Genomic DNA, 13,851 nt, shown 5'->3' with positions numbered 1-13,851 from the left:
GCGCGCACCCGCGCTTCCTTGCGCACCGATGAACGAACGGCCCCGGAGGCCGGCCGATGAGCGGCCCGCTCGAGGGGGTGCGCATCGTCGACATGACGTCGGTGCTGATGGGGCCGTACGCGACCCAGATCCTCGGCGACCTCGGCGCGGACGTGATCAAGATCGAGCCGCCCGGCGGCGACACGGTGCGCGGCATCGGTCCCGCGCGCCATGCCGGCATGGGCGGCATCTTCCTGCATGCCAACCGCAGCAAGCGCAGCGTGGTGCTCGACCTCAAGCAGCCCGCCGGGCGCGAGGCGCTGCTGCGGCTCGCGGCCGAGGCCGACGTGCTGATCTACAACGTGCGGCCGCAGGCCATGGCGCGGCTCGGGCTCGGCCATGCCGAGGTCGCGGCGGTCAACCCGCGGATCCTGTACGTGGGCGTGTACGGCTACGGGCAGGACGGGCCCTATGCGGCCAAGCCGGCCTACGACGACCTGATCCAGGGCGCGGTGGCGATCCCCACGCTGGGCGTGCGCGCGGGCGCGCCGGTGCCGCGCTACGTGCCGAGCGCGATGGTCGACCGCATCGTCGGCATGAGCGCCGCCAACGCGGTGTCGGCCGGGCTGTTCCACCGCGAGCGCACGGGCCGCGGGCAGGCCATCGACGTGCCGATGTTCGAGACCATGGCGCAGTTCGTGCTCGGCGACCACATGGGCGGCCAGACCTTCGAGCCGCCGCTGGGCCCGGCCGGCTATGCGCGCCTGCTCAACGAGCAGCGCCGGCCCTACGCCACGCGCGACGGCCACCTGTGCGTGCTGATCTACAACGACAAGCAGTGGAAGACCTTCTTCGGCCTGATCGGTCGCGCGCAGGCGATGGAGGACGACCCGCGCTTCAGCTCGATCGGCGCGCGCACCGAGCACATCGGCGAGCTCTACCAGCTCGTGGGCGAGGCGATGCGCACGCGCACCTCGGCCGAATGGACGGCACTGCTCGAGGCCGCCGACATCCCGGTGATGCCGATGCACACGCTGGAATCGCTGCTGGACGACCCGCACCTGGCGGCCGTGGGTTTCTTCGAGACGGTGGAACACCCGAGCGAGGGGCGCATGCGCTCGATGGCGATCCCGACGCGCTGGTCGGGCTCGCCGCCTTCGGTGTCGCGCCACGCGCCGCGGCTCGGCGAGCACAGCGCCGAGGTGCTGGCCGAGGCCGGCTACAGCGCGGCGCAGATCGCGGCCATGGCGGCGCAGGGCGCGACCCTGCTGCCGACCGAAACCTGCACCGAGGCGGGCTGAGCCATGGCGCTGGAACTCTCCCCCGGGCATCGCGAGATCCGCGAGGCGATCCTCAGGACCTGCGCGCGCTTCGATGCCGACTACTGGCTCGAGAAGGACCGCGTGGGCGGCTTCCCCGTGGAGCTGCACCGCGCGCTCGCGCAGGAAGGCTGGCTGGGCATCTGCATTCCGCAGGCCTACGGCGGCTCGGGCCTGGGCATCGCGGAGGCCGCGGTGATGATGCAGGCGATCGCGGAGTCGGGCGCGGGCATGAGCGGCGCCTCGGCCGTGCACATGAACATCTTCGGGCTGAACCCGGTGGTCGCCTTCGGCACCGAGGCGCAGAAGCAGCGCATGCTGCCGCCGCTGATCGCGGGCGAGGAGCGCGCCTGCTTCGCGGTGACCGAGCCCGACACCGGGCTCAACACCACGCAACTGAAGACGCGCGCGCAGCGCGAGGGCGACCACTACCGCGTGCACGGCACCAAGACCTTCATCTCCACCGCGAGCAGCGTCGAGAAGATGCTGCTGCTGGCGCGCACCACGCCGCTCGAGCAGGTCAGGAGCCGCAGCGAGGGACTGAGCCTGTTCTACACCACCATCGACCGCGCCTGCGTCGAGACCCGCGAGATCGACAAGATGGGCCGCAAGGCGGTGGACACCAACCAGGTCTTCATCGACGGGCTGCGGGTGCCGGTGGAGGACCGCATCGGCGAGGAGGGCCGTGGCTTCCACTACATCCTGCACGGCATGAATGCCGAGCGCATCCTGGTCGGCGCCGAGGCGGTGGGGCTGGGCCGCGCGGCGCTGGCGCGCGCCACGCAGTACGCGCGCCAGCGCATCGTGTTCGACCGGCCCATCGGCCAGAACCAGGCGATCCAGCATCCGCTGGCCGAGTGCTGGATGGCGCTGGAGGCGGCCAACCTCATGGTGTTCCATGCGGCCGAGCGTTTCGACCGCGGCGAGCCCTGCGGCGCCGAGGCCAACGCCGCCAAGTACCTGGCGGCCGAGGCCGGCTACAAGGCCTGCGAGACCGCGGTGATGACGCACGGCGGCTATGGCTACGCGAAGGAATACCACGTCGAACGCTACCTGCGCGAATCGCTGATCCCGCGCATCGCGCCGATCAGCCCGCAGCTGATCCTGTGCTTCATCGCCGAGAAGGTGCTCGGCCTGCCCAAATCGTACTGACCCTCGTACTGATCCGAACGGAGTGACTCCTTGATCCAGCTGAACACCGGCTTTCATTTCGACGACCTGCCCCTCGGCACGCGCTTTCGCTCGCGCGCGCGCACCGTGACCGAGGCCGACCTCGTGAGCTTCATCAACCTGAGCTGGCTCCACGAGGAACTGTTCACCGACACCAGCGACCGCGCGCACATGGCGATCCCGGGCCGGGTGGTGCCGGGCGCGCTGGTCTATGCCTTCGCCGAGGGCCTGATCACGCCGTCGATGCAGGGCACGGGGCTCGCGTTCCTGCATGCCGAGCTCGACATCGCGGCGCCGACCTTCGTGGGCGACACCATTCATGTCGAATGCGAGGTGATCGAGCAGCGGGCCACCTCCAAGCCGGGCCGCGGCCTGGTGCGCACGCGCAACGTCGTGCACAACCAGCACGGCAAGGCCGTGCTGAGCTACACGCCGCTGCGCATGATGCGCATGCGCGACGGCGGGAAGGACTGAGATGCAGGACTTCCTCCAGGTCGAACGCGAGGGCGCGATCGCCATCGTGACCATGAACCGGCCTCAGACCCGCAACGCGCTGTCCGACCCCGATGCCATCGAGGCCCTGCTCGCGCTGTGCGAGGCCGTGAACCGCGACCTGTCAGTGCGCGTGCTGGTGCTGACCGGCGCGGGCCCGGCCTTCTCGTCGGGCGGCAACCTGAAGACCCTGCGCGACAGCGTGGGCAGTGGCCTCGGCGAGCCGGCGCATAGCCGCTACGCCTACCGCGACGGCATCCAGCGCCTGCCGCTGGCGCTGTGCAATCTCGAGGTGCCGACCATCGCCGCCGTCAACGGCCCGGCCCATGGCGCGGGCAACGACCTGGCCTGCATGTGCGACATCCGCATCGCCTCGCGCCATGCCGTGTTCGCCGAGAGTTTCGTCAAGCTCGGCCTGATCCCGGGCGACGGCGGGGCCTGGCTGCTGCCGCGCGCCATCGGCATGTCGCGCGCCTGCGAGATGGCCTTCACCGGCGAGGCCATCGATGCCGCGCAGGCGCTGCAATGGGGGCTGGTGTCCGAGGTGGTCGAGCCCGAGGCGCTGCTGCCCACGGCGCTCGGGCTCGCGCGCCGCATCGCCGCCAACCCGCCGCATGCCTTGCGCATGACCAAGCGGCTGCTGCGCGAGGCACAGCAGTCGCGGCTCGACACCGTGCTCGAGATGTCGGCCGGCTTCCAGGCCCTGGCCCATCACACGGCGGCGCACGAGTCCGCGCTCGACGCCTTCGTCGCGGCGGCCGAGGCCCGTTCCGCCGCGCGCGCATCCGCATCCATCGAACCGGGGAAATGACCATGCCCATGCAACGACGCCACCTGCTGCACGCCGCCGGCGCGCTCGCCATCTCGCCGCTGATGCAGGCCGCGCGCGCGGCCGGCGAGCCCAACGCCTGGCCGCAGAAGCCGATCCGCCTCGTGCTGCCCTATGCGGCCGGTGGGCCCACCGACGTGGTGGCGCGCGCCATCGGCTTTCGGCTGGCGCAGCTGCTCGGGCAGCCGGTGGTGGTCGACAACCGCACCGGCGCCAGCGGCAACATCGCGACCGAGTTCGTCGCGCGCTCGGCACCCGACGGCTACACCGTGCTCTATCACTCCTCCGGCCTGGCGATCAGTCCCGCGCTGCACCGGCGCCTGCCCTACGACACCTTGCGCGACCTCGTCCCGGTGGCGCTGCCGGCGCTGATCCCGACCGTGCTGATGGCCAGCCCCAAGCTGCCGGTCGGCAATGTCGAGGAGTTCGTGCGCTACATGCGCGCCAACCCGGGGCGGCTCAGCTACGGCTCGGGCGGGCAGGGCAATGTCACGCACCTGGGCGTGGCGCTGTTCCTGCAGGCGCTGCAGCTCGACGCGGTGCACGTGCCCTACAAGGGCACGGCGCCGGCCATGGCCGACCTGATGAGCGGGCAGACGCAGTTCCTGCTCGATGCCGTGAACTCGTCGCTGCCCTTCATCCGCGATGGCCGGGTGCGCGCGCTGGCGGTGGCCGGCAAGTCGCGCGTGGCGGTGCTGCCGGGCGTGCCGGCGCTCGGCGAATCGCTGATCCCGGGCTTCGATGCACCGACCTGGCATGGCCTGCTGGTGCCGACGGGCACGCCGCCGGCCGTCGTGCAGGCGCTCAACGAGGCGGTCAACCGCGCGGTGGCCGATCCGGCGCTGCGCGGCCAGTTCGAACCGCAGGGCGTGCTGCTGCAGGCCTCCACGCCGGCCCAGTTCGGCAGCTACCTGCGCGCGGAACTGCAGCGCTGGGCCGGGGCCGTGCAGGCCGCGCGCATCGAGCCCGAGTGAACACGGGCACCATGCCCCTGATACCCGAGACAACAACGACAAGGACTTCGAGACATGACCATTCCCCGCTTCCTCCCGCGCTGGCTGCTGGCGCTGCTGCTCGGCTGCGCCGCCACCCTGGCCGCGGCCGACTATCCCGACAAGCCCGTGAAGCTGATCGTCTCGCTGCCGCCCGGCAGCGGCGCCGACACCACCGCGCGCTTTCTCGCCCGGCACCTGAGCGAGAAGTTCGGCCAGCCCTTCCTGGTCGACAACCGCCCCGGTGCCGACAGCTTCATCGCCGCGCGCGCGGTGGCGGCCTCGCCGCCCGACGGCTACACCCTGTTCGTGGCCAGCAACTCGCCGATGGTGACCAACGTGGCCGTGTTCCGGCAATTGCCCTACGACGCGGTGAAGGACTTCCAGCCGCTCGCGCGCATCGCACGCTTCCCGATGGTGCTGGTGGTGCCGGCCAACTCGCCCTTCAAGACTCTGCAGGACCTGGTGGCCGCTGCGCGCCAGGCACCGGGCAAGCTCAACTTCGGCAGCGGCACCGCCACCTACCGGGTCGCGCTCGAACTGCTGCACGAACGCAACCAGATCAAGGCCACGGCCGTGCCCTACAAGGGCACCTCGGCCGCCATGACCGACCTGGCCGGCGGCAACATCGACTACACGATGGCCGAGGTCAGCGCCGTGATGCCGCTGGTGCGCGGCGGCCGGGTGCGCGCGCTCGCGGTCGCGGCCGGCGAACGCATCAAGGAACTGCCCGAGGTGCCGACCGTGAGCGAGAGCGGCACCGCCGGCTACGAGTCCTATGCCTGGACCGGGGTGTTCTTCCCGGCCAACGTGCCGCCGCCGGTGCTCGCGCGCATGTCGCTGGCGATCAAGGAACTGATGGAGGGCGACGACGCCAAGGCCTTCATCGCGGCGCAGGGCGGCACCGTGTTCTACGGCGCGCCGCAGCCCTTCGCCGAGTTTCAGCGTGCCGAGATCGAACGCGCCCGGCGCGTCGTGCGCAGCGCCAACATCGGCTACGAAGATTGAGCCAGCGGCTGGACGGCAGCATGCGCGACCGCAATGAAATTGCGCGCGGCCGGCGTGAGCGCGTCGGCCAGCGTCGCCATCGCGATGCCCACGGTGTACTTCGAGGGCATGTCGGTCAGCGGCAGCAGGCGCACGCCGTTGCTGGCGTAGCGCTGCACCACGGCCGGCACCAGCGCCACGCCGAGCCCGCTCTCCACCAGGCCGAGGATGGTCTGGACCTGCACCGCCTCCTGCGCGATGCGCGGCCGGACGCCGGCATCCTGGAACACCTGCATCGTCAGCACGTGCATGGCGGGCACGAGGGTGCGCGAGTAGGCGATGAAGGGCTCGGCCGCGAGATCGGCGATGGCGACCTTGCCGCGCTGCGCGAGCGCCGAGTCGGCGCTCACCGCGAGCACCAGGTGATCGAGCTGCAGCACCGTGAGCAGCGCGGTGGTGGGCGACAGCACCGGGTGGCGCACCAGCGCGATGTCGAGCGAATGGTCCTCGATGCGGCGCAGCAGCTCGGTGGTGGTCGACTCCTCGATCACCAGGTCGACGCGCGGGTACTGGCGATGGAAGCCGCGCACGATCTGCGGCATCAGCGAGTAGGTGGCCGAGCCGACGAAGCCGATGCGCAGCAGCCCCTGCTCGCCGGCCATGCCTTCGCGCGCGGCGCGGCGGATCTCGTCGGCATAGAACAGCGCGCGCTTGGCGTTCTGCAGCACGGCCTCGCCCGCGGGCGTGAGCTGCAGCCCGGTCGACAGGCGCTCGAACAGCAGCACGCCGAGTTCTTCCTCGAGCTTCTTGATCGACGTCGACAGCGGCGGTTGCGCCATGTGCAGCCGTTCGGCCGCGCGATGGAAGTTGAGCGTTTCGGACAGGACGAGGACCTGCCGCAGCTGGCGAAGCTCCATGGATGTGAATGTCTCGGTGATGGCGGCAGCCTGCCGATTATGTCGACCGCGCGCGCTCCGCGCAGCGGGGCAAAACCCCATGCCATCTCGAGGAGGGCGTTCCGATGAACCCGTTGCAATCCTTCGCGCTCGCCGCGATCCCCGCGGAGGACGAGGCGCTGCGCGCACCGGTGCGCGACTTCCTGCGCTCGGCGCTGCAGGGCGTGCCCGATGCCGTGCGTGGGCGTTCGTGGATGGGCTTCGATGCCGAGTTCAGCCGTGCCCTCGGCGCGCGCGGCTGGATCGGCCTCACGCTGCCGACGGCCTATGGCGGCGGCGGGCGCAGCAGCTTCGCGCGCTTCGTGCTGCTCGAGGAACTGCTCGCGGCCGGCGCGCCGGTCTCGGCCCACTGGATCGCCGACCGCCAGACCGCGCCGCTGATCCTGCGCTACGGCACGCCCGCGCAGCGCGCCTTCTTCATTCCGCGCATCGTGCGCGGCGAGCTCTTCATCAGCATCGGCATGAGCGAGCCCGACACCGGCTCCGACCTCGCGGGCGTGCGTTCGCGCGCGGTGCCCACGGCCGGCGGCGGCTGGCGCCTGAACGGGCGCAAGATCTGGACGACCAACGCGCACCGCGCCCACTACCTGTGCGCGCTGGTGCGCACCTCGGGCGCGCCCGAGGACCGGCACCGGGGCCTGTCGCAGCTGCTGGTCGACCTCTCGCTGCCGGGCATCACGGTGCGGCCGATCCGCGACCTCAGCGGCGATGGCCATTTCTGCGAGGTGCTGTTCGAGGACGTCGAGCTGCCGGCCGATGCGCTGGTCGGCGAGGAAGGCGCGGGCTGGCAGCAGGTGACGGCCGAGCTGGCCTTCGAACGCAGCGGACCCGAGCGCATCCATTCGAGCCTGGTGCTGGCCGAGGCCTGGCTGGCGGAACTGCGCCGCGCGCCGCGGGTGCCGGACGGCGCGCTGGTCGTGGCTGGGCGCATCGTGGGGCGCATGGCGGTGCTGCGTGCGATGTCGCTGAGCGTGGCGCGGCAGCTGGGGCAGGGCCTCGATCCGGCCTTCGAGGCCGCGCTCGTGAAGGACCTGGGCACCGAGTTCGAGCAGGCCCTGCCGGGCTGGATCGAGGAGGCCTTCGATGCGCCCGGGCATCCCGGGCCCTCCGATGGGTTGCGGCAGACGCTGGCCTACGTGACGCAACTGGCGCCGAGCTTCTCGCTGCGCGGCGGCACGCGCCAGATCATGCGCGGCATCATCGCGCGCGGCCTGGGCGTTCGGTAGGAGGAGAACGAGATGAACGACGACATGCTGCTCGACGACTTCGAGCGTCCGCTGGCCGACCTGTGCACCGACGACACGCTGCGTGCCATCGAGGCGGGGGCTTCCGCCGAGGCGCTGTGGCGGGCCATCGACGGCCTTGGCTTCACCGATGCGCTGCTGCCCGAGGCGCGGGGCGGCGCGGGCCTGTCGCTGCGCGAGCTGTTCGCGCCGGCCTTCGCCGCGGGCCGCGCGGGACTCGCGCTGCCGTTCGCCGAGACCGCCGTGGCGCGCGCCCTGCTGGCCGCGGCCGGCCAGCGCGAAGCGGGCGACGACGGGCCGATCGCGATCGCACCGGCGGCGGCGCACGAAGGCGATGCCATCGTCTGCCGCGACGTGCCCGGTGGCGCGCTGGCGCAATGGGTGCTGGTCGGCTCGCAAGGCCACTGGCTGCTGCTGCCGCGCGAACGCGCCGTGATGCAGCCCGGTGCCTGGCGCCCGCGGGTCTCGGCCAGCCTGCACTGGGACACGCCCGCGCTCGCCGTGGCGCGCTTCGAGAGGGGCGACGCCGATGCCACGGCGCTGTGCAATGCACTGCATGCCGCGGGCATGGCGGGCGCGATGGCGCGCGTGCTGGAACTCACCACGGCCTATGCGCAGGACCGCCGGCAGTTCGGCCGCCCGATCGCGCAGTTCCAGGCCATCCAGCAGGAGCTCGCGGTGCTGGCCGAGCAGGCGCATTCGACCACGCTGGCCGCGCGCCTGGGCTGCAGCGCCGAGGGCTGGCAGCCCGATGCGCTGCTGGCCGCCGTCGCCAAGCTGCGCGCCTGCGAGGCCGCGCGCCGTGTCGCGGCCATGGCGCATGCCGTGTTCGGCGCCATCGGCATCACCGAGGAGCATGTGCTGGGCCTCTACACGCGGCGCCTGCACGAATGGCGCCAGGCACCGGGCACCGAGGCGCAGTGCGCGCGCCTGCTCGGCGAAGCCGTGCTGGCACGGCCCGAGGGGCTGCTCGATGCCGTCCGGCTGCGGCTGGCGGCGGCGGTGCACGGCTGAATCTCCAACGATCCGAAAGCGCGAATGACCGAACCGATTTCTCCCCCGACCCGCCAGGGTCCGCTCGCCGGCGTGAAGGTGATCGAACTCGCGGGCATCGGCCCGGGCCCGATGGGCGCGATGCTGCTGGCCGACATGGGCGCCGAGGTGCTGCGCATCGATCGGCAGACGCCGGCCGACCTTGGCGTGAAGCGGCCGCTGCAATACAACCTGCTGATGCGCAACCGCCGCTCGATCGCGCTCGACCTCAAGGACCCCGAGGCGGTGGCGCTGGTCCTCGAGCTGATCGAAGGCGCCGATGCGTTGATCGAGGGCTTCCGTCCGGGTGTCACCGAACGGCTGGGCCTCGGTCCCGAGGCCTGCCTGGCGCGCAACCCGCGCCTGGTCTACGGCCGCATCACGGGCTGGGGCCAGGACGGGCCGCTGGCGCAGGCCGCGGGCCACGACCTCAACTACATCGCGCTGACCGGCGTGCTGCATGCCATCGGCCGCAAGGACCAGCCGCCGTCGATCCCGCTGGCGGTGGTGGGCGACTTCGGCGGCGGCGCGCTCTATCTGGCGATGGGCGTGCTGGCCGGCATCATCGAGGCGCGGAGTTCTGGTCGCGGCCAGGTGGTCGATGCCGCGGTGGTCGACGGCGTGTCTCACATGGCCACGGCCTTCTTCGGCATGCGCGCGGCCGGCCAGTGGCGCGACGAGCGCGGCAGCAACGTGCTCGATTCGGGCGCGCCCTTCTACGAGGTCTACGAATGCGCCGACGGCCTGTGGATCTCGATCGGCCCGATCGAGGCGCGCTTCCATGCCGAGCTGCTGCAGCGGCTGGGCATCGCGCCCGAGGCGATCGGCACGCAGCTCGATCCGCGCGACTGGCCGCGCGCGCGCGCCGTCTTCGCCGCGGCCTTCCGCACGCGCACGCGCCAGGCCTGGTGCGAGCTGCTCGAGGGCAGCGACGTCTGCTTCGCACCGGTGCTGTCCTTCGGCGAGGCGCCCGCGCATCCGCACCTGCAGGCGCGCGGCAGCTTCGTCGAGATCGAGGGCGTGACGCAACCGGCACCGGCGCCGCGCTTCAGCCGCACGCCCTCGGGCCGGCCGACCGCGCCGCAAGCGCCGAGCGACGACGGCCTCGAAGGCTGGCTCGCGCCGGCGCGCATCGAGGCCTGGCGCCGCGCGGGCGTGATGGGCGTGATGGGTGGCTCGCCAGCTCAGCCCCAGTCGTAGAGCGGCGGCTGGCGGTTCGCGAAGCGCGCCGCGGCCTCCGCATGGAAGGCCGTGGTCAGCGCCACCGCCTGCTGGTGCGCCTCGATCTCGCCCATGGTCTGGTAGTCGACATCGAAGCTGCGGTTGAGCGAGCTCTTGATCATGCCGAGCGCCTCGCGCGGGCCCCGTGCCAGCCGCGCGGCCAGCGCATGCGCCGCGGGCAGCAGGTCTTCCGGCGCGTGCACCGCGTGCACCATGCCCATGGCCCGGGCCTCCTCGGCGCCGAAGCGGCGCGCCGTCATCGCGAGCTCCTTCGCGCGCGCCAGGCCGAGCAGCCGCGGCAGCATGTAGAAGGCGCCGAAGTCGGGCACCGCGCCGATGCGTGCGAAGGCGCAGCAGAAATCGGCACGCGTGGAGGCGAGCACGAAGTCGGCCATCAGCGACAGCGACAGGCCCGCGCCGTAAGCGGCGCCGTCGACCGCCGCGATCACCGGCACGTCGAGCGAGCGCAGCCGGTCGAGCCAGCCGCGGTGCACCGCCAGCAGGCGCTGGCGCGTGGCGGCCGCCACGCCGGGTTCGCTGGCGCGCGACAGCATGGCCTTCACGTCGCCGCCGGCGCAGAAGCTGCCGCCCGAGCCGGTGAGGATCAGCACGCGCACTTCGGGCGTGCGCTCGACCAGCTCGAGCACCTCGATGTAGTCGGCGCGCAGTTCGAGCGACATCACGTTGCGCACCGCGGGCCGCTGGTGCGAGAGCTCGGCGATGCCGTCGCGCACGCGCAGGCACGATTCGCGCAGCGTGCGCTCCAGGGGCGCCGCGCCCTCGGGGGTGTCAGCGGATCTCATCGCCGACCAGCTTCGCGAGTTCGCGGTAGCGCACCGCCTCGTCGGCGATCAGCTGCGTGAATTCCTTGCGGCCGGTGCCCACCACCTCGCCGCCGCTCTGCTGCGCGAGCTGCGCGCGCACGGCCGGGTCGGCCATCACCTTGCGCATCATCTCCTCGAGCTTGCGCGCCACCGGCGCCGGCGTCTTGGCATGGATCGCGAAGCCGATGAAGGTGTAGAGCGTGTAGCCCGGATAGCCGGCCTCCTGCACCGTGGCCACCTCGGGCAGCAGCGGATGGCGCGTGGCGCCCGCCACGGCCAGCGCGCGCACCTTGCCCGCGTTCACCAGCGGCGCGGCGCCCGCGATGTCCATCAGCGCGAGGTCGACCGCGCCGCCGACCACGTCGGTCACCGCCTGCGAGGCGCCCTTGTAGGGCACGTGGTTGAACGCGATGCCGGCGCGCTGGCCGAGGTCGAGTGCGCCCAGGCGGTAGGTGTTGCCGTAGGTGCCGAGGCTGACGCCGCCCTTGTCGCGCCGCGCGGCGGCGACCACGTCGGCCAGGCTCTTGTAGCGCGAGTCGGGCGCGGTGATGAGCACGGCCACGTGGCGCGTCATGTTGAGCATCGGCAGCAGGTCCTCGGGGCGGTAGGGCAGGTTCTTCACGAACAGCGGATTGATCACGGTGGCGCTCGGGCTCACCAGCACCACCGTGTAGCCGTCGGCCGGCGCGCTCAGCGCGGCCTGCGTGCCGAGCGTGAGGTCGGCGCCGGGCTTGTTCTCCACCACCGCGGGCTGGCCCGCGACCTCGCGGAAGTGCTCGGCGAAGGTGCGGGTCATGGTGTCGCCGCTGCTGCCGGGCCCGATGGGCACGATGAAGCGGATCGGCCGCGACGGATAGTCGGCGGCCTGCGCGCGGGCTGGCGGCGTCGCCGTCAGCAGCGAGGCGCAGGCGAAGGCGGCCGCGATCCACGCGATCCTGGCGTTGGGCATGGTCTTGTCTCCTGTGGTTCTTGTCGCGTTCCACGATAGCGACAGGACCCCGCGCAAGCCATGCGGAATGGGGCAATCAGCTATGCGCGATCCGGGCACCGGGCCGCGCCGGACGTACTCAGGCCGGCTGCGTCTCGCGCGCCTGCAGCAGCCGCAGCACGCGCTCGTGGTGGTCGCGCAGCACCGACACCACGCAGCGCTCGACCGCGAGGCTCGCGCGGTTGATGCGGTGCTTGGCGCCGGTGGCGCAGAAGGTGTGCAGCGTCAGCGCGGGGCTCACGATGCGCGCGCTGGCGAGGTCGCGCTCGTCCTTCGACAGGTAGTCGACCACGCGGTGCACCTGGATGATGGCGTAGCGCCCGCTGTGGCGCACCACGTCGCGGATCATCGCGCCCGAGTTGATCTCGAGGTCGGCGCGCAGGTCGAGATCCATGCCCTTGGCCATCTCGCGCACCACGGCCTCGACCGGGTTCGGCGTGGGCGGTATGACGAGCGGAATGCCGCTGAGCGCCGACAGCGGCAGCGTGGGCTGGCGCATCAGCGGCGAGTCGCGGCGGCCCAGCAGCACCAGGTCGGACGAGAACAGCAGCTGGGCCTGCGCGGGCGGCTCGGCATGGCAGCTGTTGAACACGCCCACGTCGAGCTTGCCGGCGGCCAGCCGGTCCATCACGTCGCGGCTGTAGCTCTCGTGGATCACCAGCCGGATCTTCGGGAACTGCTCGGTGATGTGGTTCACCAGCGTCGACACCGGCCCTTCGGCGGCCCAGCGCGGCAGCGCGATCTCGACCGTGCCCGAGGGCTGTTCGTTGGTGGAGGAGGCGAGCTCGAGGAAGCCGGTGGCGCCGTCGAGCAGGCCGTGCGCCACGGGCAGCAGCGAGGAGCCGAGCTCGGTCAGCAGCACGCCGCGGCCGGTGCGGTTGAAGAGCCGGCCGCCCACCAGCTCCTCGAGTTCGAGCACGCGCCGGCTCAGCATGGACTGCGAGCATCCGCGCAGCAGGGCGGCTTGCGAGAAGCTGCCCGATTCGGCCGTGGCGACGAAGGCCGAGACGTTTTCGATCTTCAGATCGTCGGCCGCGCGAACCAGCAACTTCACTTTCTGTCTCCTCCCGGCAGCAGGACTTGCGGCCTGCAATTTTCACATAGCAGGCATGCGCGGAGCAGGGCTGCGAGGCCGCTTCGCGGGTTCTAGAGTCCGGGTATTTACCCTAGAGCGGCGGTTCGCGTCGCATGCGCGATGACGACTCCCGACCCCTCCATCTCCTCGCCCGCGCGGCGCCTGCTCCACACGCGCGAAGTGCTCTGCCAGGGCTACGAGCGCGACGACGGCCTGTGGGACATCGAGGCGCGCATGAGCGACGTCAAGACCCATCCGATGCACCACGACGACGGCCGCGTGCGCCTGCCCGCGGGCCGCTTCATGCACCGCATGGGCCTGTGCCTCACGGTGGACGAGGGCCTGCGCATCGTCGCGGCGCGTGCCTGGACCGAGCATGCGCCCAATGCCGAGTGCATGGACATCGGGGCGTCCTACGAGGCGCTGGTCGGGCTCTCGATCGGGCCCGGCTTCACCTCGCGCGTGAAGGAGCGCTTCGGCGGCGCGGCCGGCTGCACGCACCTGACCGAGCTGCTCGGTCCCGTGGCCACCACCGCGTTCCAGACGCTGTTCCCGGTGTTCGAGCAGCGGCGCCGCGCGCGCCTGCTGAGCGACCCCGAAGGCGCGGCGCGCACGCGGCCGCCGCTGCTCGACAGCTGCTTCGCGCTGCGCGCCGAGGGCGAGGTCGCGCGCGGGCGCTGGCCGGCCTTCGCCAAACCTGCATAGCTGCCATCCGCATCGCGTGGGTACGCCGCGCGGCCTCG

14 protein-coding genes are annotated in these 13,851 nt (G+C 71.9%); 10 read left to right on the top strand and 4 right to left on the bottom strand.

The window, feature by feature from the left end:
• Positions 1 to 56 precede the first annotated feature (56 nt).
• From AC07RV_RS06975 to AC07RV_RS06950, 6 genes are read left to right on the top strand one after another with little or no spacing between them, the layout of a single operon-like run.
• Positions 57 to 1,280 (top strand): CaiB/BaiF CoA transferase family protein, encoded by a 1,224-nt coding sequence (locus AC07RV_RS06975; RefSeq protein ID WP_296786910.1) that lies wholly within the window; start codon positions 57 to 59, stop codon positions 1,278 to 1,280.
• A gap of 3 nt (positions 1,281 to 1,283) precedes the next feature.
• Positions 1,284 to 2,450 (top strand): acyl-CoA dehydrogenase family protein, encoded by a 1,167-nt coding sequence (locus AC07RV_RS06970; protein ID WP_296786907.1) that lies wholly within the window; start codon positions 1,284 to 1,286, stop codon positions 2,448 to 2,450.
• Positions 2,451 to 2,480: 30 nt separating this feature from the next.
• Positions 2,481 to 2,942 carry a MaoC family dehydratase gene (locus AC07RV_RS06965; RefSeq protein WP_296786904.1) on the top strand — a complete coding sequence of 154 codons (462 nt, stop codon included), beginning with the start codon at positions 2,481 to 2,483 and terminating at the stop codon, positions 2,940 to 2,942.
• A gap of 1 nt (position 2,943) precedes the next feature.
• Positions 2,944 to 3,771: a crotonase/enoyl-CoA hydratase family protein gene (locus AC07RV_RS06960; protein WP_296786901.1), complete on the top strand. Its 828-nt coding sequence runs from the start codon at positions 2,944 to 2,946 to the stop codon at positions 3,769 to 3,771.
• Positions 3,772 to 3,773: 2 nt separating this feature from the next.
• Complete coding sequence (locus AC07RV_RS06955) at positions 3,774 to 4,763, top strand: Bug family tripartite tricarboxylate transporter substrate binding protein (RefSeq protein ID WP_208512739.1); 990 nt, start codon at positions 3,774 to 3,776, stop codon at positions 4,761 to 4,763.
• Positions 4,764 to 4,817: 54 nt separating this feature from the next.
• Positions 4,818 to 5,789, top strand: coding sequence for a Bug family tripartite tricarboxylate transporter substrate binding protein (locus AC07RV_RS06950; protein WP_296786897.1), 972 nt, complete (start codon positions 4,818 to 4,820; stop codon positions 5,787 to 5,789).
• Here AC07RV_RS06950 and AC07RV_RS06945 read toward each other — a convergent pair.
• Positions 5,777 to 6,685: a LysR family transcriptional regulator gene (locus AC07RV_RS06945; protein ID WP_093346256.1), complete on the bottom strand. Its 909-nt coding sequence runs from the start codon at positions 6,683 to 6,685 to the stop codon at positions 5,777 to 5,779. The genes AC07RV_RS06950 and AC07RV_RS06945 overlap by 13 nt on opposite strands.
• A 104-nt stretch (positions 6,686 to 6,789) precedes the next feature.
• On the opposite strand from AC07RV_RS06945, the gene AC07RV_RS06940 reads away from it, so the two are divergent.
• From AC07RV_RS06940 to AC07RV_RS06930, 3 genes are read left to right on the top strand one after another with little or no spacing between them, the layout of a single operon-like run.
• Positions 6,790 to 7,950, top strand: a complete 1,161-nt coding sequence (locus AC07RV_RS06940; RefSeq protein WP_296786894.1) for an acyl-CoA dehydrogenase family protein — start codon at positions 6,790 to 6,792, stop codon at positions 7,948 to 7,950.
• Positions 7,951 to 7,962: 12 nt separating this feature from the next.
• A complete protein-coding gene (locus tag AC07RV_RS06935; protein WP_296786892.1) occupies positions 7,963 to 8,982 on the top strand; it encodes an acyl-CoA dehydrogenase family protein in 1,020 nt (339 codons plus the stop codon).
• Positions 8,983 to 9,006: 24 nt separating this feature from the next.
• Positions 9,007 to 10,200, top strand: coding sequence for a CaiB/BaiF CoA transferase family protein (locus tag AC07RV_RS06930; RefSeq protein ID WP_296786891.1), 1,194 nt, complete (start codon positions 9,007 to 9,009; stop codon positions 10,198 to 10,200).
• Here AC07RV_RS06930 and AC07RV_RS06925 read toward each other — a convergent pair.
• From AC07RV_RS06925 to AC07RV_RS06915, 3 genes are all read right to left on the bottom strand, one after another.
• Positions 10,185 to 11,024, bottom strand: a complete 840-nt coding sequence (locus tag AC07RV_RS06925) for an enoyl-CoA hydratase/isomerase family protein (RefSeq protein ID WP_296786889.1) — start codon at positions 11,022 to 11,024, stop codon at positions 10,185 to 10,187. The two genes, AC07RV_RS06930 and AC07RV_RS06925, sit on opposite strands and share 16 nt — an antisense overlap.
• Positions 11,011 to 11,994, bottom strand: coding sequence for a tripartite tricarboxylate transporter substrate binding protein (locus tag AC07RV_RS06920; RefSeq protein ID WP_296786886.1), 984 nt, complete (start codon positions 11,992 to 11,994; stop codon positions 11,011 to 11,013). Before AC07RV_RS06920 ends, AC07RV_RS06925 begins: the two co-directional genes overlap by 14 nt.
• A 118-nt stretch (positions 11,995 to 12,112) precedes the next feature.
• Positions 12,113 to 13,087: a LysR family transcriptional regulator gene (locus AC07RV_RS06915; protein ID WP_177239409.1), complete on the bottom strand. Its 975-nt coding sequence runs from the start codon at positions 13,085 to 13,087 to the stop codon at positions 12,113 to 12,115.
• A 141-nt stretch (positions 13,088 to 13,228) separates the two neighbouring features.
• On the opposite strand from AC07RV_RS06915, the gene AC07RV_RS06910 reads away from it, so the two are divergent.
• Complete coding sequence (locus AC07RV_RS06910) at positions 13,229 to 13,813, top strand: DUF2889 domain-containing protein (protein WP_296786883.1); 585 nt, start codon at positions 13,229 to 13,231, stop codon at positions 13,811 to 13,813.
• Positions 13,814 to 13,851 lie beyond the last annotated feature (38 nt).

It is taken from the genome of Variovorax sp. GW821-FHT09B01, from assembly GCF_059418345.1.
The sequence above is the reverse complement of the archived record's forward strand: the minus strand, read 5'-3'. Positions and strand labels throughout refer to the sequence as shown.